Raw genomic sequence first — 22,498 nt, forward strand, 5'->3', positions numbered from 1 at the left:
GCGTGGCACGTAAACCGCTCATCGCGGGCAACTGGAAGATGAACCTCACGCACCTCGAGGCCATCGCTCTGGTGCAGAAGATCGCCTTCTCGTTGCCGGCGAAGTATTTCGAGAAGGTGGACGTCGCGGTCATTCCGCCGTTCACCGACATTCGCAGTGTGCAGACGCTGATCGAGGGCGACAAGCTCCTGCTCACCTACGGTGGCCAGGATCTTTCGGTCCACGACTCCGGTGCCTACACCGGTGAGATCAGCGGGGCGTTCCTCGCCAAGCTGGGGTGTACCTACGTCGTGGTCGGTCACTCCGAGCGCCGCACGAACCACAGCGAGGACAACGAGACCGTCCTGGCGAAGGCCAAGGCAGCGCTGAAGCACGGGCTCACGCCCATCGTGTGCATCGGTGAGGGTCTCGACATTCGCGAGGCAGGCACGCACGTCGACTACAACGTCGAGCAACTGCGGGGATCGTTGGCCGGACTGTCGGCCGAGGACATCGGCAAGGTCGTCATCGCGTACGAGCCGGTCTGGGCCATCGGAACCGGTCGTGTCGCGAGCGCGTCGGACGCGCAGGAGGTGTGCGGCGCCATTCGCCAGGAGCTCGTCTCGCTGTCCACTGTCGACGTCGCCGCCACGGTTCGCGTTCTCTACGGTGGTTCGGTCAGTGCGAAGAACGTCGGCGAGATCGTCGGCCAGACCGACGTCGACGGTGCCCTCGTGGGCGGTGCGTCGTTGAAGGCGGACGAGTTCGCCACCCTGTCGGCCATTGCCGCCGGTGGACCACTTCCCTGACGTCTAGTTCGTCTCTCACGGTGACGCCCCGCGCACGATGATTCTGTGCTCGGGGCGTTACCTGTAGGATTCTTCCTCGTGGATACATTTCTGGACATCCTGCTGATCGTCACCAGCGTCGCGCTGCTCGTCTTCGTCCTGCTGCATCGCGGCAAGGGCGGCGGCTTGTCCAGCCTCTTCGGCGGCGGGGTTCAGTCCAGCCTCTCCGGCTCGAGCGTCGTCGAGAAGAACCTCGACCGGGTCACCGTCTTCACGGCCGTCGTGTGGCTCATCGCGATCCTCGGTATCGGTCTCGAGATCAAATTCGCTTGACGGCGTAGGGCACTCGTGCTGCGCCGCCCGTAGTCGGCGGCGATACTGAGCGTATGACAGCAGTTGATCCCGGCCTGCCGGCAACCGAACCGCTCCGCGAAGACATCCGACTGCTGGGAGGAATCCTCGGCAGCATCGTCCGAGATCACGAGGGCGACGACGTGTTCGCGCTCGTGGAGAAAGCTCGCGTCGAGTCCTTCCGGGTACGCCGGTCGGAGATCGACCGCGCGGAATTGTCGAAGCTGTTCGACGGTATCGACATCGCCACCGCCATTCCGGTCATCCGGGCCTTCAGTCACTTCTCACTTCTCGCCAACCTCGCCGAGGACATTCACCGGGAACGACGCCGCGCCGTGCACGTCAAGGCAGGCGAGCCCCCGCAGGACAGCTCCTTGGCGTCGACCTTCGCCAAACTCGATGCAGCACAGCTCGATTCCGCCGTCGTCGAAGATCTGTTGCGCGATGCCCTCGTCTCGCCCGTCATCACCGCACATCCCACCGAGACCCGTCGGCGCACCATCTTCGAAACGCAGACCCGCATCACCGATCTCATGCGGTTCCGCGAGCGGACCGAACTCGACCCCGACGAACTTGCCGACACCGACAAGAAGATCCACCGCCAGATCTTGACGCTGTGGCAGACCGCGTTGATTCGCCTGTCGCGCTTGCGCATTCAGGACGAGATCGAGGTCGGCTTGCGGTACTACCAGATGTCGCTCTTCGACGTCATTCCCAAGGTGAACACCGAGCTGCGCGACGCACTGCGCAGCCGCTGGCCCGGCGCGAACCTGCTGCCGAAACCGATGCTGCGGCCCGGCTCGTGGATCGGTGGCGACCGAGACGGCAACCCGTTCGTCACGGGCGAGGTGGTGCACCAGGCCAGCAACCGTGCAGCTCAGGTCGCGTTCGCGCACTACCTCGATCAGCTGGTACACCTCGAGGACGAACTGTCGATGTCCGCACGACTGGTCGAGGTGACGCCGGAGCTCGGCGCTCTCGCCACGTCGGCCGGTGACGAGTCCGTGTTCCGCGCGGACGAGCCGTACCGGCAGGCGTTGCGCGGCATCCGTGGACGGCTCACGAAAACGGCCGAGAAGGTCCTCGACGTGGTTCCGGACCACGGGTTGGCCTCGACTCTCGACCCGTACTCCACACCGCAGGAGGTGCTCAGCGATCTCGATCTCATCGATACGTCGCTGCGCGGTATCGGCGACGAAGCGCTGGCGGACGATCGACTGGCGACACTGCGGTACTCCATCGAGACTTTCGGATTCCATCTGTCCGGACTCGACTTGCGCCAGAACTCCGAGGTGCACGAGGAAGTCGTCGCCGAGCTTCTCGCCTGGGCAGGTGTGCACCCGGACTACACGTCGTTGCCGGAGGACGAACGGGTGGCGATCCTGTCCGCGGAACTCGAGACACGGCGTCCGCTGATCAGCGCACGCGCTGAGTTCAGCGAGCTGACCACGAAGGAATTAGCCATCGTCACCTCGGCCGCCGACGTGGTGCGTACCTTCGGCGGCGGCGCGATCCCGAACTACATCATCAGCATGTGCACCTCGGTCAGCGACATGCTCGAGGCTGCCGTATTGCTCAAGGAGGCGGGGATCCTCGACCCCGGTGCCGGCGACGGTCCCACGTCCGAGGTGGGGGTGGTACCGCTGTTCGAGACGATCGACGACCTGAAGCAGGGCGCCGCGACGCTCCTCGCCACGATGGACGTCCCCGTCTACCGCGCGTTGGTGAAGTCCCGCGGCATGAACCAGGAAGTCATGCTGGGGTACTCCGACTCGAACAAAGACGGTGGTTACCTCGCTGCGAACTGGGCCCTGTACCGCGCGGAACTGGACCTGATCGAGGCCGCACGTACCGCGGGAATCCGCCTGCGGCTCTTCCACGGTCGCGGCGGCACGGTCGGCCGCGGCGGTGGCCCGAGCTACGACGCGATCCTGGCTCAGCCGACCGGGGCCGTGACCGGATCGCTTCGCATCACCGAGCAGGGCGAGGTGATCGCGGCGAAGTACGCGGAGCCGCGCCTGGCCCGTCGCAACCTCGAGACTCTGCTGGCCGCGACCATCGAGAGCACTCTGCTCGACGTGGAAGGACTGGGGGAGGACGCCGAACCTGCCTACGCGATCCTCGACGACCTCGCGGCACGCGCTCAGGCTGCCTACGGCGCGCTGGTGCACGAGACGCCGGGGTTCGTGGACTACTTCCGCATGTCCACTCCCGTCGCGGAGATCGGTGAGTTGAACATCGGTAGTCGACCGGCGTCGCGCAAGCCCACCAGCTCGGTGTACGACCTGCGGGCCATCCCGTGGGTGATGTCCTGGAGTCAGTCGCGGGTCATGCTGCCCGGTTGGTACGGCGTCGGAACCGCCTTCGAGGACTGGGTGGGCGGCGATCCAGAGAAGCTGGCGAAACTGTCGGAGCTGAACGCGAAGTGGCCGTTCTTCCGCACGGTGCTCTCCAACATGGCGCAGGTGATGGCCAAGTCCGATCTGGGCCTGGCGGCCCGCTACGCCGAGCTGGTTCCTGACCAGACGCTGCGCGAGCACGTGTTCGGAATGATCAGCACGGAGCACGCGAAGACGGTCGAGATGTACCTCGCCATCACCGGCTACGACGGGTTGCTCGACGACAACCCTGCGTTGGCGCGATCTGTGTTCAACCGGTTCCCGTACCTCGAGCCGCTCAATCACCTTCAGGTGGAGCTGCTTCGGCAGTTTCGTGCCGGTGACGAGCGCGAGCAGGTCAAGCGCGGGATCCTGCTGACCATGAACGGGTTGGCGACGGCCCTGCGGAACAGCGGGTAGGCCGGAGGCCGGTCGGAATGAACAGCGGGTAGGCCGGAGGCCGGTCGGAGTGACCAGCTAGGCCGGAGGCCGCTGCCGGTTCGATGGAACCGGCAGCGGCTTCGCTGCGTCGTACTGAGTATGAAGCGTTGTGAATCTTCCGCTACCGCATGGCGATCCGGCGTTCCGCGCACTCACCGAGGTCGTAGTCCCGCAGCACCACCGCACGGCTGCCGGTTTCCCCGCGACGATCGGCCGCAGCGGAAGACGTCGGAATCGTGAGGCCTCAGAGCTGGGACGCGGCAGCCTCGTCGAGGAACCAGACCGTCTCGTCGATACCTTTCGCGCCGGCCGACGGCCAGTCCTCGGCCGAGGCACCGTTGATCGCGGCGGCGGCCGCTTCGGCCTTCTCCTCACCGGCGACCAGGAACCACACCTGGCGGGCCCGGCGCACGGCAGGCAAGGTCAACGTGATCCGGCGCGGAGGCGGCTTGGGGGAGTCGGTCACCGCGATCACGAGCCGCTCGGACTCGCGCACGGCGTCGGTGTGGGGAAACAGCGAATTGATGTGTCCCTCACCGCCCATGCCCAAGAGATGGATGTCGAACGTCGGTTCGCCGTCGGGCGCCGCGAAGGCCGCAATCGCCTGCAGGTACGTCGCCGCCGCAACGTCGATGTCGTCCCGGAGTGGACCGTCGGACGACGCCATCGCGTGCACGAGGTCGGCATCGACCGGTACATGATCGAGGAGCGCGGCGCGCGCCTGCACGTAGTTGCGCTCGCCGTCACCCTCCGGCAGGAACCGTTCGTCTCCGAAGAAGACGTGCACGGCCGACCAATCGACGTCACCGCTGTTCTCGCGCAACGCTTTCAGCGTCGCGATTCCCGTTCCGCCTCCCGTCAACACGACGGACGCAGTGCCGCGCTCCTTCTGCGCCGCGACGACGACGTCGACGAACGCGGCCGCAGCCGCCGTCGACAGCGCGGCCGAATCAGGGAACGTGCGGACGGTCGGTTCACTCATACGTCACCTTTGCCAAGCCCGCGAGGGCTTCCTCGTAGATTTCGTCGCGATCGAGGCGACGTAGTTCTTCTGCCAGGCAGTCGCGAGTTTCGCGGCGTCCCAATGTCACTCGACTGTCGGGTTGGCCGGTCCGCACCAACGTGGCGGTCGTTCCTGTCTGCGGCCGCGCAATGGATACCGAGCTGTTCTCCATGTTCATCTTCACGAAGAGATCGCCGACCTTGCGCACGACCTTCACGTGCAGACGCGCCGCGAGCCATCCGGCCAGGATGTCGAGAGCAGGTTCCTCGCGAAGGCCCGACACGACCACGGAGACAACAGGATCCGATGCATGCTGATCCAACGCGCTGGTCAGCAACGCCCGCCAGTAGGTGATGCGACTCCACGCGAGATCGCTGTCGCCTTCGGAGTACGAGTCGAGACGACTCGCGATCGCCGCCTTGGGGTCTGCCGCGTTCGTGGCGTCGGTGATCCGGCGGATGGCCAGACGTCCCACGGGATCCTTCGACGGAACCGGTGGGGCGACATCGGGCCACCATGCGACGACCGGGGTGTCCGGGAGCAGGAAGGGCATGAGGACGCTCTCCTCGTGCTCGGCCATCTCGCCGTACAGGCGGAGAACGACCACCTCGGATGCGCCGGCGTCACCGCCGACACGGATCTGAGCGTCGAGCTTCGGCTCGGTGTCCCGACTGTCCAAGGCCAGCACGATCACCCGGCAGGGGTGCTCGCGGCTGGCCTCGTTGGCCGCTTCGATCGCCGTCTCGGCGCCCGCGGAGTCACGCGTCATGACCACGAGGGTCAGCACCCGCCCGAGGGTGACTGCACCGCCCGTCTCGCGCAGTTCCATCAGCTTCTTCGACACGGCACCGGTCGTTGTGGACGGTAGATCGACGATCATGGCCTTCTCCATTCACGGCCGGTGCGTTCCATCATCTCGTTCGCGGAATCCGGGCCCCACGAACCGGCTTGGTACGGATCCGCTTCGCCACCGGACGCCCAGTAGTCGAGAATCGGGTCGAGAATCTTCCATGACAACTCCACCTCGGCATTCACCGGGAAGAGAGACGGTTCACCCAGCAGAACGTCGAGGATCAGCCGTTCGTACGCCTCGGGGGAGGACTCGGTGAACGCCTGCCCGTAACTGAAATCCATCGAGACGTCGCGTACCTGCATCGACGACCCCGGCACCTTCGATCCGAATCGCAGCGTGACACCCTCATCGGGCTGCACCCGGATGACGAGGGCGTTCTGGCCGAGTTCCTCGGTCATCGTCGCGTCGAAGGGAAGGTGCGGAGCGCGCTTGAAGATCATTGCGATCTCGGTGACGCGGCGCCCCAACGACTTTCCGGTGCGCAAGTAGAAGGGAACCCCACCCCACCGACGGGTGTCGACCTCGAGGGTGATGGCGGCGTAGGTCTCGGTGTTCGACTCTGTGTCGAACCCCTCTTCTTCCTTCAGTCCCTCCACCTTCTGGCTGCCCTGCCATCCCGACGTGTACTGCCCGCGGGCGGCGGTCTCGGCGAACGGCTCGGCCAATTTGGTGGCGGAGAGGACCTTGATCTTCTCCGTCTGCAACTCGGAGGGGCTGAAGCTGACGGGCTCTTCCATCGCCGTGATGGCCAAGAGTTGGAGCAGGTGGTTCTGGATCACGTCGCGGGCCGCGCCGATGCCGTCGTAGTACCCCGCGCGACCGGCCAGACCGATGTCCTCGGCCATCGTGATCTGGACATGATCGACGTAGTGCGAGTTCCAGATCGGGTCGAACAGCTGGTTCGCAAATCGAAGCGCCAGGATGTTCTGCACCGTCTCCTTGCCGAGGTAGTGGTCGATTCGAAAGACCCTGTCCTCCGGGAACACTCGGTTCACGACCTCGTTGAGCTCCTTGGCGCTCTGAAGGTCGTGGCCGAACGGCTTCTCGATGACGACGCGTCGCCACTGGTCGGCACTTTCGCCGGCGGCGAGGCCGGACTTCGAGAGCTGTTCGAGGACAACGGGAAACGAACTGGGCGGAATCGACAGGTAGAACGCATGATTGCCGCCGGTGCCACGTTCGACATCGAGACTCGACAGCGTCGTGGCCAAGGCATCGAACGAGTCGGTGTTGTCGAAGGTGCCGCGTACGAAGCGAATTCCCTCGGCCAGGCGGTCCCACACACTTTCTCGGAACGGTGTTCGAGCATGTTGACGCACGGCGTCGTGCACGACGCCCGCGAAATCCTCGTCGCTCCAGTCACGACGGGCGAACCCGATCAGCGCGAATCCGGGAGGGAGCAGGCCACGATTTGCGAGGTCGTACACGGCCGGCATCAGCTTCTTGCGGGCAAGGTCGCCCGTGACACCGAAAATCACCAGGCTGCAGGGCCCGGCGATCCTCGGGAGACGCTTGTCTCGGTTGTCACGAAGCGGATTGACCCAGGTGTCATCCGTCGCGGCCATACGATCAGCCCTTACTGGAGGCTTTGAGCTGCTGGTCGGTGGCCTCGAGCAGCTCGGTCCACGCGCCTTCGAACTTCTCGACGCCCTCGTTCTCGAGGACGAGGAAGACGTCGGTGAGGTCGATGCCGAGTGCGGCGATCTTGTCGAAGATCTCTTGCGACTCGGGACCCTTGCCGCTGACGGTGTCGCCGGTGATCTCGCCGTGGTCGGCGACGGCGTCCATCGTCTTCTCCGGCATTGTGTTGACCGTGTTCGGCGAGACCAGCTCGGTCACGTAGAGCGTGTCGGGCAGGTTCGGATCCTTCACTCCGGTCGACGCCCAGAGCGGACGCTGCGGGCGGGCACCGCTGCCGGCGAGCTCGTGGAAACGCGGGCCGACCTCGAACACCTGCTGGTACGCGACGTAGGCGAGGCGCGCATTCGCCAGTGCTGCTTTGCCTTTCAGCTCGACGGCCTCGGGGGTGCCGATGGCGTCGAGTCGCTTGTCGATCTCGGTGTCGACGCGCGAGACGAAGAACGATGCGACCGAGTGGATGTTCGAGACGTCGTGCCCGGCGGCGCGTGCCTTCTCGAGACCCTCGAGGTAGGCGTTCATGACCAGCTCGTACCGCTCGACCGAGAAGATCAGTGTGACGTTGACGCTGATGCCCTCACCGATCACCTTGGCGATGGCCGGAATGCCTTCTTCGGTCGCCGGGATCTTGATCAGCAGGTTCGGCCGGTCGACGATCTTCCACAGCTCGACTGCCTGCGAGTAGGTGACGTCGGCGTCGTGGGCAACCCGGGGGTCGACCTCGATGGAGACGCGTCCGTCGACGCCGGCACTGGCCTCGTACTGGGGCAGGAAGATGTCGCAGGCGTCGCGGACGTCGTCCGTGGTGACCGTGCGAATGGTGGTGTCGACGTCGGCACCCTCACCGGCGAGCTTGTTGACCTGCTCGTCGTAGGCATCGCCCTTGCTCAATGCGGCCTGGAAGATCGACGGGTTCGTGGTGACACCGACGACGCTCTTCGTGTCGATGAGTTGCTTCAGGTTTCCCGACTTGATGCGTTCACGGGAAAGGTCGTCGAGCCAGACGGAGACGCCGGCTTCGGACAACGCAACGAGGTTCTCGTTCTGGGTCATGGCGGTTATCCCTTCACTGTGGTGATCGAGCGCTGCGCGGCGGCGGCCACGGCTTCGGCGGTGAATCCGTACTCACGGAACAGCGTTGCGGCGTCTGCAGATTCGCCGAAGTGCTCCAGGGAGACGGTCTCGCCGGCGTCGCCGACGAGCTTGTGCCACGACATCGCGATGCCGGCTTCGACGGACACCCGCGCCTTCACGGTCGGCGGGATCACCTGATCGCGGTACGTCTGATCCTGACTTTCGAACCACTCCATGCACGGCATGGAGACGACCCGTGCGGCGATTCCCTGTTCCTTCAGCAACGTTGCCGCTTCGACGGCGTACTGCACCTCGGACCCGGTACCGATCAGCACGACGTCGGGCGCGCCGTTCTCGGCATCGGACAGCACGTATCCGCCCTTGGACACTCCCTCGTACGAGGTGCCCTCCAGAATCGGCACACCCTGACGGGTGAGCGCGAGCCCGACCGGTCCGCTGCTGGACGACCGCGCGAGCACGGACTGCCACGCGTGCGCGGTCTCGTTTGCGTCGGCGGGTCGGACCACGGACAGGTTCGGGATGGCGCGCAGTGCGGTCAGGTGCTCGACCGGCTGGTGCGTCGGACCGTCCTCGCCCAGGCCGACCGAATCGTGGGTCCACACGTAGATCGGATCGATGTCCATCAGCGACGCGAGTCGCACAGCGCCGCGCATGTAGTCGCTGAACTGCATGAACGTGCCGCCGTACGCGCGGGTCGGGCCGTGCATGACGATGCCGGACAGAATTGCGCCCATCGCGTGCTCGCGGATGCCGAAGTGCAGCGTGCGGCCGTAGGGTTCGGCATCCCAGTCGTCGGTCGAGATCGACGTGGGTCCGAAGGACTTGGCACCCTTCATGGTCGTGTTGTTGCTGCCGGCGAGGTCGGCGGAGCCACCCCACAACTCGGGCAGAATGTCTGCGACGGCGTTCAGAACCTCACCCGAGGCGGCGCGGGTGGCGACCGCCTTGCCGCCCACCTCCCAGGTCGGCAGCGCGTCGGTCCATCCTTCGGGCAACGTGCCTTCGGTCAGGCGGTCCAGCAGCTTCTTGCGCTCGGGCTCGCGCTCGGCCCACGCGGCGAACTCGGAGTCCCACTCCGCATGCGCCTTGCGGCCGCGCTCCTGCAGCTCGCGCGTGTGGCCGATGACCTCGTCGGACACCTCGAAGGTCTTGCTCGGATCGAAGCCGAGCTTCTCCTTGACCGCGGCCACTTCGTCGTCGCCGAGCGCGGCGCCGTGCACGGCTCCGGTGTTCATCATGTTGGGAGCGGGGAAGCCGATGATCGTGCGGAGCAGAATGATCGACGGCTTGTCGGTGACGGCCTTCGCTGCCTCGACGGCCTCTTCGATTGCGGTGACGTTCTCGCCGCCCTCGACGATCTGGACGTGCCAGCCGTAGGCCTCGTAGCGCTTCGCGGTGTCCTCGGACAGGGCGATGTCCGTCGAATGCTCGATGGAGATCTTGTTGTCGTCGTAGAACAGGATGAGGTTCCCGAGCTGCTGCGTGCCGGCGAGCGACGACGCCTCGGACGTGATGCCCTCTTCGATGTCACCGTCGGATGCGACGACGTAGATGTAGTGATCGAACGGGCTTTCACCCAGCGCGGGTTCGGGATCGAACAGACCGCGTTCGCGGCGGGCCGCCATGGCCATGCCGACGGCGGAAGCCAGTCCCTGGCCGAGCGGCCCGGTCGTGATCTCGACGCCCTTGGTGTGGCGGAATTCGGGGTGGCCGGGGGTCTTCGACTTCCAGGTGCGGAGCGACTCGATGTCGATCAGTTCCAGGCCGAACCCACCGAGGTAGAGCTGAATGTAGAGGGTCAGGCTCGAGTGACCGCAGGAGAGGACGAAGCGGTCGCGGCCGATCCAGGTCGTGTCCGTCGGATCGTGGCGCATCGTGCGCTGGAACAACGTGTACGCCAGCGGCGCGAGGCTCATGGCCGTGCCGGGGTGGCCGTTGCCGACCTTCTGCACCGCATCCGCGGCGAGAACACGCACGGTGTCGACCGATCGCGTGTCGAGGTCGGTCCAGCCGTCGGGGTGGTGCGGCGTGGTGAGAACGGAAATGTCGTCTGTGATCGACACGAGGAGAGGTCTCCTGACGGTTGAGAGGGGACAGGGCCACGCCTCGGGACAGACCCCGAGACGAAATCCTGCCGACGGTGGGACATCTGTGGTCCAGCCTAGTTCCGGTTGGACCTTGCCCGCGACCTGTCCTGCCCGGCCGCGACATGTACGTCGCCGGTTGCCCCGCGGCCGACGCATCGACACGTCGTGTGTGTCACCCACGACCGATTGGGGTGCCGCCGGTGATGGCGTCTACCATCGCTTGTAGTAGCAGTGAGCTTTCTGGTCGAGCTTTCCCGATTTACGACAGTCACAGGAGATACGAGTGCGGATAGGGCAGCGCCCCGGTGGACACGGGTTCGCCGACACATCCGCATCGGAAGTGACGACGTCGGCACCGCAATCGAGGCTCGGACAACTCACCGCCAAGCCGCTCGCCTACATTGCGCTGACCAAGCCTCGCGTCATCGAGCTTCTCCTCGTCGCGACCATTCCGACGATGCTGCTCGCCGATCGCGGCAACGTGAACCTGCCCCTTTTGCTGGCGACGCTTTTCGGTGGCTGGATGGGTGCGGCCTCGGCCAACACCCTGAACTGCGTGGCCGACGCCGACATCGACAAGCTGATGAAGCGCACCGCCCGTCGCCCGCTTGCGCGTGCCGCCGTTCCCACATCGCACGCGTTCGTGTTCGGAACGGCCCTCGGCATCGCGTCGTTCCTGTGGCTGTGGTGGGCCGCCAACCTGCTCAGCGGGTTGCTCGTCGTTGCGACCATCTTGTTCTACGTCTTCGTCTACACCCTCGGACTCAAGCGGCGGACGTCGCAGAACGTGGTCTGGGGCGGCGCCGCCGGCTGCATGCCTGCACTCGTCGGCTGGTCCGCGGTCACGGGCACCGTCGGCTGGCAAGCCATCGTTCTGTTCCTAGTCATCTTCTTCTGGACGCCGCCGCACACCTGGGCGCTGGCTATGCGATACAAGGACGACTACAAAGCCGCGGGCGTGCCGATGCTGCCGGTCGTCGCGACTGAGAAGGTCGTCACCAAGCAGATCGTCATCTACACCTGGCTCACCGTCGCTGCGACCCTTGCGCTCGTCCCGGCTACCGGCGTCGTCTATGCGGCCGTCGCACTCGTGGCCGGTGCCTGGTTCCTCCTCATGGCGCACCAGCTGTACTCCGGTGTGCGCCGCGGCGAGCCGGTGAAGCCCCTGCGTCTGTTTCTGCAGTCGAACAACTATCTGTCTGTCGTCTTCATCGGTCTGGCGGTCGATTCCGTGCTGAACATGGGAACCGTGGCGTCGTTCTTCTCCTGAGGCGAGATACGTACGAAGGTGTTTCGCTCCGACGTCCCGTTTCGCGACAGAGTGGAACGGCAGCGGTGGTCCGGGGTTGAAGACCAACGCTGGTGTTCCTGTTTCAAGGTCAGGAGAGTTTCATCAGCGATTCGTTTGATCCATGACTCGACTCGAGACTGTTCACGAGATTGTCGGGCCCTGGTCGCTCGCCACCAGTAAGCGATTCTGGGAGGGTTTCACCCCCGGCAGACTTGTATCCCAGACGCAGGCCGCAGGCATCCACACCGCTTTCCTCTGCGATACCGACTGGCAGCGGGTCGATGCCGTCATCACCCAGGACGGGCCGTCCGTCCGCATCGTGGTCGAGGGCCCGGGCGAGCTGGATGCTGCGACCGAGCAGGTACGTCGGCTGCTGTCGATAGACATCGATGGACGCGGCTGGCCCGATGTCGCGGCGCGCGATGGGGTCATTGCGGATGCGCAGGCCCGGCTCAGTGGGTTCCGGCCGTGCGGCTTCTTCTCGCCCTACGAGGCGGCCGTGTGGTCGGTGCTGACCCAGCGCCTGGCTGTAAGGCAGGCGGCGGCGATCAAGAGACGCCTCCTGCAGCAGCTCGGCGACGACGGAGCCTTTCCGTCCCCGGCCACTCTGCGTGCGGAATCCCTCGATCTGCCCGGACGCAAGGCGGAGTACCTGCATGCGATCGCCGAGGCCGCTCTCGACGGCCAGCTCGCCGGCTCTCGTCTTCGCTCGCTGCAGCCGGCCGATGCGATGGCCGGGGTGCAGAGCATCCTGGGGATGGGACCGTTCTCGGCCGAGCTCGTGGTGATCCGCGGGGCCAACTTTCCCGATGTGCTGCCCCGCAACGAAAGCCACCTGAAGGACGAAATCGCCAAGCGCTACGGCGGTGATCGCTCGATCGACCAGATCACCGAAGCGTGGAAACCGTTCCGCTCATGGGCAACGGTGCACCTGCGTGCGCTGCGGGAGCTCGACAAGTAGCAAGGCAATTCTTGTGCAGCTGAATGCGCGAAGTGCGTTGAACCGCTGAACAGTAGATCGAATGGACTCGCTACGGTCGACATCAGACGACGCGGCAACAGAGGAGTTCACGATGGCGACATCGCCAGCAGCAAACGGATCCTTCGATGTGGCCCGATTCAGGGCGTTCTTCCCCTCGTTGGCCGACGCCGAATGGGCATTCTTCGACGGTCCCGGAGGTACGCAGACTCCGACGCCCGTCGGCGACGCGATCGCTCAGGCTCTGACGTTGCCGCTGTCGAACCGGGGAGCCACCTCGGTCGGCGCGCGCAACGCCGACAGGATCGTTCTCGAATGCCGTTCTGCAGTCGGCGATCTCCTCGGGATCGAGCCCGATCTGGCCATCCACGGACGCAGTGCCACCGCGCTCAACTATCACCTCGCGCATGCGATCAGTGCGGACTGGACACCCGGCGACGAGGTAGTCGTGACGCGCCTCGATCACGATTCCAACGTGCGGCCGTGGATCGAGGTGGCTCGCCGCACCGGCGCCGTCGTCCGATGGGTCGACTTCGACCCCGAGACTGGGGAACTGACCGCCGACGCCGTCTCCGAAGTGCTGTCCGAGCGCACTCGAATCGTCGCGCTGACCGCAGCCTCGAACCTGATCGGAACCATTCCGGACGTGGCGGCCATCGCCGAGGTCGTCCACCGAGTCGGCGGTCTGGTGTACGTCGACGGTGTGCACTACGCGGCGCATCACCCCGTGGACATGGCGACGCTCGGTGCAGACTTCTTCGTCTTCTCTCCGTACAAATTGCTCGGACCGCACTGCGCGTTCGCAACCGGTCGGCGGGACCTCCTCGACAACCTCCGGCCGGAAAAGCTGGACCCGTCCAGCAACGCACTACCCGAACGGTTCGAGCTGGGCACCCTCCCTTACGAACAGATGGCGGGTGTCACGGCAGCGATTGACTTCGTGGCAGCCGTTGCGCCACAACGGGATCGGCGCAGCGCCCTCGTCGCCGCGATGTCGACCATCGATCAGCACGAGGGCCGGTTGCTCCGTCGTATCGAGCAGGGCGTCGGTGAACTGCCGGGCGTGACCATGTACTCACGAGCGCTCGAGCGAACGCCCACAGTGCTTTTCACGATCGACGGAATGTCCGCTGCAACGATCGCCGGACGACTCGGAGAGCTGAAGATCGCGGTCGGAGCCGGCGCCTTCTATTGCGACGAGGGGGCTCGACACCTGGGGTTGAGTACCGAGGGAGCAGTGCGAGTCGGGGTTGCGCCCTACAACGACGACGAAGACGTCGACCGGTTGCTCGACGCGTTGGTCAAGGTCACGCGGAGGTAGGAAGATTCCGACCGGAAGGGTCAGGGCACCAGAACGATGGACCCGGTCGTCGCCCGCGCTTCCAGATCGGTGTGGGCTCGCGCGGCCTCGGCCAAGGGATATTCCGCGCCGACACGCACGGAGAGGGTCCCGTCGGACAGCAGGTTCAATACTTCACCGCCGCGCCATTCCAGTTCTTCGCGGTTGCGCACGTGGTGCGCCAGCGTCGGACGGGTGACGAACAGCGAGCCCAGACCGTTCAGACGCTGCAGATCGAACGGCGGGACCGGTCCGCTCGCGGCTCCGAACAAGGCGACTGTGCCGCGGACGCGAGTCGACGCAACCGACGCCTCGAACGTCGACTTTCCGACCCCGTCGTAGGTGGCGTGCACGCCTTCTCCGCCCGTGAGGTCACGGACCTCGGCTGCCACGTCCGCCTCGTACCGCAGCACGTGATCGGCGCCGGCGCCGCGAGAGAGTTCTTCCTTCTCGTCGGTGGACACGGTGGTGATCACCGTCGCCCCTTTGGCCTTCGCCAGTTGGGTGAGCAGCAACCCGGTACCGCCCGCACCGGCGTGGACGAGCACGACGTCCCCCGACTGGATCGGGTAGGTCGAGTTGGCGAGGTAGTGGGCCGTCATGCCCTGGAGCAGCACGGAGGCTGCTTGGGGAGCCGACACGTGGTCCGGAACGTGCAGTGCCTTGTCGGCCGCGACGACGACCTTCTCGGCGTAGCTTCCGGGGGCGGCGGACCACGCGACGCGGTCGCCCACGGCGAACTGCGTGACCTGTGCGCCGACGGCTTCGACGACGCCCGACCCTTCGTCGCCGACGGTGTAGGGGAGCGGACGCGGATACATTCCGCTTCGGAAGTACGTGTCGATGAAGTTGATGCCCGCGGCGTCGACCGCAACGAGCAGGTCGGTCTCACCGGGCTGCGGATCCGGAACCTCCGTGTACTCGAGTACTTCGGGTCCACCGGTCTTGTTTACGACGACAGCGTGCATGAAACGAGTCTGGCATGCCGCGGTAAAGTTTGGCCATGACCACGCACAGCATCGAGAACTCCGATCTCGGCGAGCCGGGAACCGATACGGAGACCGCGGCGCCGCCGAAGCATCTGGTGAGTTCGATCTCGTCTTTCGTTGCGGCGCACGGCGGTTCGGCGAAGGCCGTACTGCAGCCGCTGGGTCGCGCCGGCGTTCGCATCACCCTGGTCGGGTCGGACGGGATCCTGGGCGATCGCGTGGCACCGGATCTGACGACAGCACAGAACGTGGTGAAGCATCTCGACAACGTCGAAGTTGCGAAGTGGGATCGTGAACTCTCCAGTGTCGTGACACCGCGCAAGGGTCATTTTGCGCAGATGGCCGGCTGGGTCGCGAAGCAGACCAAGTTCCCGAAGGCGCGGAACGAGCCGATCAGCTAGTCGGTCGGTCTTACCTACCCGGCTCGACCTTCTCTTCCAGCTGTGCGGGTACCGCCTCGCGCGTCCGGCCTGCGGACCACAGCGCGGCGGTGGCTGCCGTGCAGAACGCAGCGCCCGCTACGTGGACGGCCACCAGTGCCGCAGGTACGTCGGTGATGTACTGCACGACGCCGACACCGGCCTGTGCGATCACCAGCACGACGACGACCTTGAGCCGCGTCTTCACCCGTTCCGACGCGCCGACGGCGTACAGCCCGAACCCGAGCGCGACCAGCAACGCGAGGTAGGCGATCAGGAGGTCTGCGTGCAGGTGAACCAGTGTGGTGATCTCGACCTGTAGACGGGGCACCGGCCTTTCGATGCTGGCGTCACCCGCGTGCGGGCCGGCGCCGGTCACCATGGTTCCGGCCACCAGCAGAAATCCCAGCACGACGCCGGTCAGTGCCGTCAGCAGGCGCAGGGGAGCGGGGATGGCGGCGACCGTGATGCCGTCGTCGGGCTGGTCGATCTTGCTGTACATCACCGTGGCGAGCCACACCATCAGCATCGACACGAGCAGGTGCACCGCCACGGTCCACCACAGCAGACCGGTCAGGACGGTGATGCCGCCGAGGACGGCTTGCAGCACGGTGCCGCCGGGCATCAGCCACGCGTAGGCAAGGACTTCCCGACGCCTGCGCGCTCGAGTGACGGCAAGGACGATCGCGGCGGCGGCGAGCACCACAGCGAACGTCAGCATGCGGTTACCGAACTCGACAGCCTGGTGGATGACCGGAACCTCGGACACGCCGACGGGGGTGAAGCTGCCGGGGAAGCACTGTGGCCATGTCGGGCAACCCAGACCGGACGCAGTGACCCGCACCACCGCGCCCGTGACGGAGATACCGCCCTGGGTCACGATGACCACGAACGCGATGATCTTCTGCACCCTCAGTGAGGGCAGCGGGAGACGGTCGACCACTCGGAGAAACCCTCGATACAGCACTGTTCGATGGTAGATCGCGGGCAAACTACACCGTGTAGTGGACCGCCCCTAGACGAATTTGAACTTGCGAGTGGCAAGCCATCCGCATACGAGCGCCCACACTGCTAGGACGACCACAGCGAAGACGTCCACCGATCCACCGACGGCTCGCTCGAGTCCTTCCGCCAGCGCACCGGACGGAATCAAGCGCGCCACGGTGTGCACTCCCGCGGGAAGCGCGTCGGTGGCGAAGATGACGCTGCCCACGCCCAGCATCGCGAACCACAGGATGTTGGCCAGGGCCAGCACGATCTCCGCGCGGAGAGTTCCACCGAGCAACAGTCCCATCGCGGCGAACGTCACCGTTCCCAGCGCGATGATGACGGCGCCGAGCGCGAGACCGCCGAGCTCCGGCCGCCACCCGAGGGCAGCACCGATCACGCCGAGCACCACCGACTGCAGGACCACCACGATCACGACGGCGATCGATTTGCCCGCAATGATTCCCCAGCGCGGTAGCGCGGTGGCGCCGAGCCGTTTGAGGGCGCCGTACCGCCGGTCGAATCCGACGGCGATCGCCTGTCCGGTGAAGGCGGTCGACATGACGGCAACGGTCATCACTGCCGGAACGACGGTGTCGACGCGGTCCGTTCCCAGCTCTCCGAACGGGAGCAGGCACAGCCCGATCAGGAGAGTGATGGGGATGAACAGCGTCAGCAGCAGTTGCTCGCCGTTACGAAGCAAGAGCGTGAGTTCGAGCTTGGACTGCGCGAACAGCATCGATGCTTTGGGGGCCGGTCGCGGGTCGGGTGTGAACGTCCCCGGCTCGAATCGGTTGTCGACGCCGTCTGCTCGGCGGGTCGTGGTCACCCTCGGAGCTCCCGTCCTGTGAGTTCGAGGAAGACGTCCTCGAGGCTGCGCTGCTCGACGCGAAGATCGGTGGCCAGCACGTTCAATCGCGCGCACCACGAGGTCACGGTGGCAAGAACCTGTGGGTCGATCGTGCCCTCGAGAAGGTAGTTTCCCGGCGACGCTTCGATCGGGTCGAACCCCTCGGGCAGAACGGTCTGCAGAAGGGTCAGATCCAGACCGGCGGGGGCGGAGAAGCGCAGTTGCCCTTCGGCGCCTCGGCTGGTCAGCTCGGTGGGAGTACCGGACGCGACGACCTTGCCGTGGTCGATGATGACCAGGTCGTCGGCGAGTTGCTCGGCTTCGTCCATGAGGTGCGTCGTCAGCAGCACGCTCACGCCGTCACGGCGAAGGGCGTCGATCAGGTCCCACACCAGCAGACGCGCCTGAGCGTCGAGTCCTGCGGTCGGCTCGTCGAGGAAGACGAGTTCGGGCCGCCCGACCAGCGCGCAGGCCAGTGACAGTCGTTGCTGCTGCCCGCCGGACAGACGGCGGTACGGGGTTCGGACCGCGTCGGTCAGACCCAGCCTCGACAGCAGCCAGGTCGGGTCGATCGGGTCGGCGGAGTAGGACGCGACGAGCCGCAACATCTCGCCGGCCCGCGAGCCGGGGTACGCGCCGCCACCCTGCAACATGACGCCGATGCGCGGGCGCAGCTGAGCGGACTGCGTGGCCGGGTCGAGACCGAGAATGCGGACATCACCCGAATCGGCGGAGACGAACCCTTCGCACATCTCGACGGTGGTGGTCTTTCCGGCGCCGTTGGGTCCGAGAAGCGCGAGGACACGCCCGCGCTCGAGTACGAGATCGAGACCGTCGACCGCCGCGACGTCGCCGTAGCTCTTGCGCACTCCGTGCAGAGCCACCGCAGGGGTCGTCACTGTGGTGGAGGAGGAGAGAGGCGGTGCGGTCACAATGATCCAGAGTAGGCGCCCGACCTGGGGTGCTCCGTTTCCGCCCCGTCGGGTGTGCGCCACGGTAGATGGTTTCGGGTCACCGCTATGAGTGCGGTCACAGTCAGGATGGTGGCAATTGCCGCCTGCACGATCACGAAGGGCTGGTATTCGCTTCCGTTCGGCATCAGGATCACGCTCACGAAGGCCGAGAAACAGATCACCGGGACGCGGAACACCGGTCGCGTGGCCCACGCCGCCAACGGAGTGACAGCCCAGAGCAGGTACCAGGGCTGCACGACGGGGAACAGCAGGACGAGAGCTCCGAGCGACACGCCCAGCGCTCCGATCGGATGCAGACGGCCTCTGAGGACAGCGATCAACATTCGTAGGGCGATGACGCCGGCGACGACGGACGCGATGGGCCGGGTCAGACTCAGCACTGCTGTGGTGTGGTCACCGATTCCCAGGAGCACGCCCGCCCGGCCGGTTCCCATACCGAGCAGAGTGGGTAAAGACATCCAGCTTCGCACCGCGCTGGCGGTGTTCAAGGTGTTCACCCAGCCGAAGCCCAGTCCACTCGCCCAACTGATCACCAACATGACGGCGGCGGCCACGCCGGCCAGCAGAGCGGCCGATGCGAGGACGGATCGGACCGTTGCACCCCACCGTCGTGCCAGGGCCATACCCACGAACCCCAGGGCGAGTAGCGACGGAATCTTGACCGTGGCGGACAGGGCGATCAGCCCGGCGCCGCCGATCAGCAGAGCGAGCGCGGGACCGCGGATCGGAGAAGCGGATTCGATAGCGCGCAAGGACAATTCGATGCCGGCAAGCATCAGTCCCAACATCAACGCTTCGTTGTGAATGCCCGCCACGAGGTGGAACAGGAGAAGCGGGTTCGCTGCACCGAGCCACAGTGCGCCGACACTGGAGACTCGGCACCGCGCGGCGAGGCGGGGGAGCGACCATACGATCAACGCCACGCCGGCCAGTGCCACCACACGGTGCAGAAAGATTCCGAAGACGATGTTGTCGCCGGTGAGCCAGGTGATGCCGCGGCCGATCCACAGAAACAGCGGACCGTAGGGCGCGGGAGTGTCCCGCCAGATAGTCGGCACCGTTCGAGTCAGCACGTTGTCCAGGCCCAGCGCCTCACGTGGGCCCAGGACGTAGGGGTCGAGACCCCGTGCGGTGATCTCGCTCTGCGCCAGATACGAGTAAACGTCCTTGCTGAACATCGGCGGTGCGACCGACAACGGAACGATCCACAGCAGCAGCGTCCGGTCGAGCTGCGACCGGCTCAGGCGGCGGGGCGACCCGCCGCGGAACGATCCGACCGCGAACCGTCCGAGCATCAGCCACGACAACACCACCATGACGGTGCCGATCATCGTCACCGACAGCGCCGACGTCGGGATCCGAGCGAAAAGTCCCAGAACACGAACGCCCTGGAGCGGGTTCTGAAGAACGGGCTGCGCACCGGCGCCGAGAGCCCCGACGGCCATCATCACCGATCCGACGGCGCCGAACAGTCGCACGTTGCGTAGAGCATTCAGTTCGGCGGAGTCGAGACCGGGGCGGTCCGGTTCGACGTCGTTCAGTACAGCCACCGTGCCGTGCGGCCGTGAATCGTCGACACCGAGGACGCGCCGCACCTGTGTCGTTGCCCACCTTCGCGCCCGCGTCGGAGCGGAAGCACTCGAATCGGCGGCGGGTGGAGGCACGTGTCGGAGCGTAAACGAACTTCGCGCTGGATCAGGCCAGGGTCCCCTTGCTGGAAGACCAGCACCAATTCCGTCACACTGGTGTTGTGAAAACGACAGCCGACGCGACGGACCGGTCCACCGGTCCCTCCTCTGCTGCGCCCGAGGGCCAAACTCGGTCCGCGATCGTCACCCTTCTGCTCGAGGACGGACCTGTCAGCGCGTCGGACATCGGGCTGAAGTTGGGTCTGAGTGCGGCGGGAGTTCGTCGCCACCTCGACGCGCTCATCGACGCCGGCGAAGCCCGATCCACGGTCACACCGGGACGACTGCAGAAGGGCCGCGGCCGACCGGCCAAGCTCTTCCAGCTCACCGCGACCGGTCGCTCACGTCTCGGCCATTCCTACGACGATCTCGCCGGTGCGGCCATGCGGCAGTTGCGCGAGATCGGTGGCGACGGTGCCATCGAGACTTTTGCTCGCCGTCGCATCCAGTCCATCGTGGCCGACGTCGTACCGGCCGACCACAGCTCACCCGATTCGGTCGAAGCCACCGCAGACGCGATCTCGCAGGCTCTGACCGACGCCGGATTCGCGGCGTCGACGCGCCACGTGGGTACCGGCGTCCAGATCTGCCAGCATCACTGCCCGGTGTCGCACGTGGCATCGGAGTTTCCCGAGTTGTGCACCGCCGAGCGCGAGGCGTTCGCCGAACTCCTCGGAACGCACGTGCAGCGGCTGGCCACGATCGCCAACGGCGACTGTGCATGCACCACTCACGTACCGCTCGCCACAACCGAGCTCGGCATTCCCTCGGCCGAATCGAATATCCACGTCGGGTCCAGCGTTGTACCCGACAGCAGTAGTTCCACCGCACCGAACCGGCGCTCAGCCTCGCGTCGGATCTCGTACAGCCTCGAGTCGCAGCAACGCCTCCGGAAGGAGCACGCATGACCGTCACACCAGATCAGGTGACACCCCCGGTATCGACAATCCCGGCAGCTCCGTTGACCCAGGACGAAACCATCGCCTCCCTGGGCACCTACGGATACGGCTGGTCGGACTCCGACGCCGCCGGCGCCAGCGCCACGCGTGGGCTGTCCGAAGCTGTCGTGCGCGACATCTCGCAGAAGAAGAGCGAGTCCGAGTGGATGCTCGAGACGCGCCTCAAGGCACTCAAGACCTTCGATCGCAAGCCCATGCCGAACTGGGGTTCCAATCTCGACGGCATCGACTTCGACAACATCAAGTACTTCGTGCGCTCGAGCGAGAAGCAGGCGGCCACTTGGGACGACCTGCCCGCCGACATCAAGAACACGTACGACCGACTCGGCATCCCCGAAGCCGAGAAGCAGCGCCTGGTGTCCGGCGTCGCGGCTCAGTACGAGTCCGAGGTTGTTTACCACTCGATCCGTGAGGACCTCGAGGAGCAGGGTGTCATCTTCATGGACACCGACACCGGCCTCAAGGAGCACCCGGAGATCTTCAAGGAGTACTTCGGCTCGGTCATCCCGGCCGGTGACAACAAGTTCTCCGCACTGAACACCGCGGTGTGGTCGGGTGGCTCGTTCATCTACGTCCCGCCGGGCGTCCACGTCGACATCCCGCTGCAGGCGTACTTCCGCATCAACACCGAGAACATGGGCCAGTTCGAGCGGACCCTGATCATCGTCGACGAAGGTGCGTACGTGCACTACGTCGAGGGGTGCACCGCACCGATCTACAAGTCGGATTCGCTGCACTCGGCGGTCGTCGAGATCATCGTCAAGAAGGGCGGGCGTTGCCGCTACACGACCATCCAGAACTGGTCGAACAACGTCTACAACCTGGTGACCAAGCGTGCGAAGGCCGAAGAAGGCGCCACCATGGAGTGGATCGACGGCAACATCGGTTCCAAGGTCACCATGAAGTACCCGGCGGTCTGGATGACCGGCGAGCACGCCAAGGGTGAGGTTCTGTCCGTCGCGTTCGCCGGCGAAGGCCAGCACCAGGACACCGGTTCGAAGATGCTGCACCTCGCGCCGAACACGTCGTCGAACATCGTCAGCAAGTCCGTCGCCCGTGGCGGTGGCCGCACCTCGTACCGCGGTCTGATTCAGATCAACAAGGGTGCGCACGGGTCACGCTCGACCGTGAAGTGCGACGCGTTGCTGGTGGACCAGATCAGCCGCAGTGACACGTACCCGTACGTGGACATCCGCGAGGACGACGTCACGATGGGGCACGAGGCCACCGTCTCGAAGGTCAGCGACGATCAGCTGTTCTACCTGATGAGTCGCGGCATGACCGAGGACGAGGCCATGGCCATGGTGGTGCGCGGCTTCGTCGAGCCCATCGCCAAGGAACTGCCGATGGAGTACGCGCTCGAGCTGAACCGTCTCATCGAGCTTCAGATGGAAGGGTCGGTGGGCTAGC

The 22,498-nt window shown here is 65.6% G+C and carries 19 protein-coding genes; 9 read left to right on the plus strand and 10 right to left on the minus strand.

Annotation, left to right across the window (positions count from 1 at the left end):
• Positions 1-2: 2 nt before the first annotated feature.
• From tpiA to ppc, 3 genes are all read left to right on the plus strand, one after another.
• Positions 3-788 (plus strand): triose-phosphate isomerase, encoded by a 786-nt coding sequence (tpiA, locus tag IEW02_RS12260; protein WP_188545028.1) that lies wholly within the window; start codon positions 3-5, stop codon positions 786-788.
• Positions 789-866: 78 nt separating this feature from the next.
• Complete coding sequence (gene secG / locus IEW02_RS12265) at positions 867-1,100, plus strand: preprotein translocase subunit SecG (protein ID WP_188545029.1); 234 nt, start codon at positions 867-869, stop codon at positions 1,098-1,100.
• Positions 1,101-1,153: 53 nt separating this feature from the next.
• Positions 1,154-3,916 (plus strand): phosphoenolpyruvate carboxylase, encoded by a 2,763-nt coding sequence (ppc, locus tag IEW02_RS12270; protein WP_188545030.1) that lies wholly within the window; start codon positions 1,154-1,156, stop codon positions 3,914-3,916.
• A gap of 265 nt (positions 3,917-4,181) precedes the next feature.
• Here ppc and pgl read toward each other — a convergent pair whose 3' ends face one another.
• From pgl to tkt, 5 genes are read right to left on the minus strand one after another with little or no spacing between them, the layout of a single operon-like run.
• Complete coding sequence (pgl, locus tag IEW02_RS12275) at positions 4,182-4,919, minus strand: 6-phosphogluconolactonase (RefSeq protein ID WP_188545031.1); 738 nt, start codon at positions 4,917-4,919, stop codon at positions 4,182-4,184.
• A complete protein-coding gene (opcA, locus tag IEW02_RS12280; RefSeq protein WP_188545032.1) occupies positions 4,912-5,820 on the minus strand; it encodes a glucose-6-phosphate dehydrogenase assembly protein OpcA in 909 nt (302 codons plus the stop codon). The genes pgl and opcA overlap by 8 nt, the downstream gene beginning before the upstream one ends.
• On the minus strand, positions 5,817-7,358 hold the full coding sequence (zwf, locus tag IEW02_RS12285) for a glucose-6-phosphate dehydrogenase (protein ID WP_188545033.1): 1,542 nt from the start codon (positions 7,356-7,358) through the stop codon (positions 5,817-5,819). The genes opcA and zwf overlap by 4 nt, the downstream gene beginning before the upstream one ends.
• Before the next feature lie 4 nt (positions 7,359-7,362).
• Entirely contained in the window at positions 7,363-8,484 is a 1,122-nt protein-coding gene (gene tal, locus IEW02_RS12290; protein WP_188545034.1) for a transaldolase, read from the minus strand.
• 5 nt (positions 8,485-8,489) lie between these two features.
• The gene (gene tkt, locus IEW02_RS12295; protein WP_188545035.1) at positions 8,490-10,589 is read right to left on the minus strand and encodes a transketolase; all 2,100 of its coding nucleotides are present in this window, start codon (positions 10,587-10,589) and stop codon (positions 8,490-8,492) included.
• Between the two features lie 307 nt (positions 10,590-10,896).
• Between tkt and IEW02_RS12300 the strand changes: the two genes are divergently transcribed.
• From IEW02_RS12300 to IEW02_RS12310, 3 genes are all read left to right on the plus strand, one after another.
• Complete coding sequence (locus tag IEW02_RS12300) at positions 10,897-11,883, plus strand: heme o synthase (protein ID WP_188545036.1); 987 nt, start codon at positions 10,897-10,899, stop codon at positions 11,881-11,883.
• Between the two features lie 142 nt (positions 11,884-12,025).
• Positions 12,026-12,865, plus strand: a complete 840-nt coding sequence (locus tag IEW02_RS12305; protein ID WP_188545037.1) for a DNA-3-methyladenine glycosylase family protein — start codon at positions 12,026-12,028, stop codon at positions 12,863-12,865.
• Between the two features lie 112 nt (positions 12,866-12,977).
• On the plus strand, positions 12,978-14,204 hold the full coding sequence (locus tag IEW02_RS12310) for a cysteine desulfurase-like protein (RefSeq protein WP_188545038.1): 1,227 nt from the start codon (positions 12,978-12,980) through the stop codon (positions 14,202-14,204).
• Between the two features lie 20 nt (positions 14,205-14,224).
• On the opposite strand, the gene IEW02_RS12315 is transcribed toward IEW02_RS12310, so the two are convergent.
• Positions 14,225-15,190 (minus strand): quinone oxidoreductase family protein, encoded by a 966-nt coding sequence (locus IEW02_RS12315; RefSeq protein ID WP_188545039.1) that lies wholly within the window; start codon positions 15,188-15,190, stop codon positions 14,225-14,227.
• Between the two features lie 35 nt (positions 15,191-15,225).
• Between IEW02_RS12315 and IEW02_RS12320 the strand changes: the two genes are divergently transcribed.
• Positions 15,226-15,612, plus strand: a complete 387-nt coding sequence (locus tag IEW02_RS12320) for a hypothetical protein (protein WP_188545040.1) — start codon at positions 15,226-15,228, stop codon at positions 15,610-15,612.
• A 10-nt stretch (positions 15,613-15,622) separates the two neighbouring features.
• Here the strand turns inward: IEW02_RS12320 and IEW02_RS12325 are convergent, their stop codons facing one another.
• From IEW02_RS12325 to mptB, 4 genes are read right to left on the minus strand one after another with little or no spacing between them, the layout of a single operon-like run.
• Complete coding sequence (locus IEW02_RS12325; protein WP_188545041.1) at positions 15,623-16,597, minus strand: COX15/CtaA family protein; 975 nt, start codon at positions 16,595-16,597, stop codon at positions 15,623-15,625.
• Between the two features lie 48 nt (positions 16,598-16,645).
• Positions 16,646-17,446 carry an ABC transporter permease gene (locus IEW02_RS12330; RefSeq protein WP_229745960.1) on the minus strand — a complete coding sequence of 267 codons (801 nt, stop codon included), beginning with the start codon at positions 17,444-17,446 and terminating at the stop codon, positions 16,646-16,648.
• The gene (locus tag IEW02_RS12335) at positions 17,443-18,399 is read right to left on the minus strand and encodes an ABC transporter ATP-binding protein (RefSeq protein ID WP_229745961.1); all 957 of its coding nucleotides are present in this window, start codon (positions 18,397-18,399) and stop codon (positions 17,443-17,445) included. Before IEW02_RS12335 ends, IEW02_RS12330 begins: the two co-directional genes overlap by 4 nt.
• Entirely contained in the window at positions 18,396-20,105 is a 1,710-nt protein-coding gene (mptB, locus tag IEW02_RS12340) for a polyprenol phosphomannose-dependent alpha 1,6 mannosyltransferase MptB (protein ID WP_188545042.1), read from the minus strand. The genes IEW02_RS12335 and mptB overlap by 4 nt, the downstream gene beginning before the upstream one ends.
• A gap of 86 nt (positions 20,106-20,191) precedes the next feature.
• Here mptB and IEW02_RS12345 point away from each other — a divergent pair, with 86 nt between their 5' ends.
• Positions 20,192-21,037 (plus strand): helix-turn-helix transcriptional regulator, encoded by an 846-nt coding sequence (locus IEW02_RS12345; protein WP_229745962.1) that lies wholly within the window; start codon positions 20,192-20,194, stop codon positions 21,035-21,037.
• Positions 21,034-22,497, plus strand: coding sequence for a Fe-S cluster assembly protein SufB (gene sufB, locus IEW02_RS12350; protein ID WP_188545043.1), 1,464 nt, complete (start codon positions 21,034-21,036; stop codon positions 22,495-22,497). Before IEW02_RS12345 ends, sufB begins: the two co-directional genes overlap by 4 nt.
• Position 22,498: the final 1 nt, after the last annotated feature.

The organism is Rhodococcoides trifolii (genome assembly GCF_014635345.1).
In the GTDB taxonomy this organism is placed as follows: Bacteria; Actinomycetota; Actinomycetes; order Mycobacteriales; family Mycobacteriaceae; genus Rhodococcoides; species Rhodococcoides trifolii.

Excerpts from the sequence above, each read along its gene's own strand:
- ppc (WP_188545030.1), top strand. The coding sequence starts at position 1,154 with ATGACAGCAGTTGATCCCGGCCTGCCGGCAACCGAACCGCTCCGCGAA.
- pgl (WP_188545031.1), bottom strand. The coding sequence starts at position 4,919 with ATGAGTGAACCGACCGTCCGCACGTTCCCTGATTCGGCCGCGCTGTCG.
- opcA (WP_188545032.1), bottom strand. The coding sequence starts at position 5,820 with ATGATCGTCGATCTACCGTCCACAACGACCGGTGCCGTGTCGAAGAAG.
- zwf (WP_188545033.1), bottom strand. The coding sequence starts at position 7,358 with ATGGCCGCGACGGATGACACCTGGGTCAATCCGCTTCGTGACAACCGA.
- tal (WP_188545034.1), bottom strand. The coding sequence starts at position 8,484 with ATGACCCAGAACGAGAACCTCGTTGCGTTGTCCGAAGCCGGCGTCTCC.
- IEW02_RS12305 (WP_188545037.1), top strand. The coding sequence starts at position 12,026 with ATGACTCGACTCGAGACTGTTCACGAGATTGTCGGGCCCTGGTCGCTC.
- IEW02_RS12310 (WP_188545038.1), top strand. The coding sequence starts at position 12,978 with ATGGCGACATCGCCAGCAGCAAACGGATCCTTCGATGTGGCCCGATTC.
- IEW02_RS12315 (WP_188545039.1), bottom strand. The coding sequence starts at position 15,190 with ATGCACGCTGTCGTCGTAAACAAGACCGGTGGACCCGAAGTACTCGAG.
- IEW02_RS12320 (WP_188545040.1), top strand. The coding sequence starts at position 15,226 with ATGACCACGCACAGCATCGAGAACTCCGATCTCGGCGAGCCGGGAACC.
- sufB (WP_188545043.1), top strand. The coding sequence starts at position 21,034 with ATGACCGTCACACCAGATCAGGTGACACCCCCGGTATCGACAATCCCG.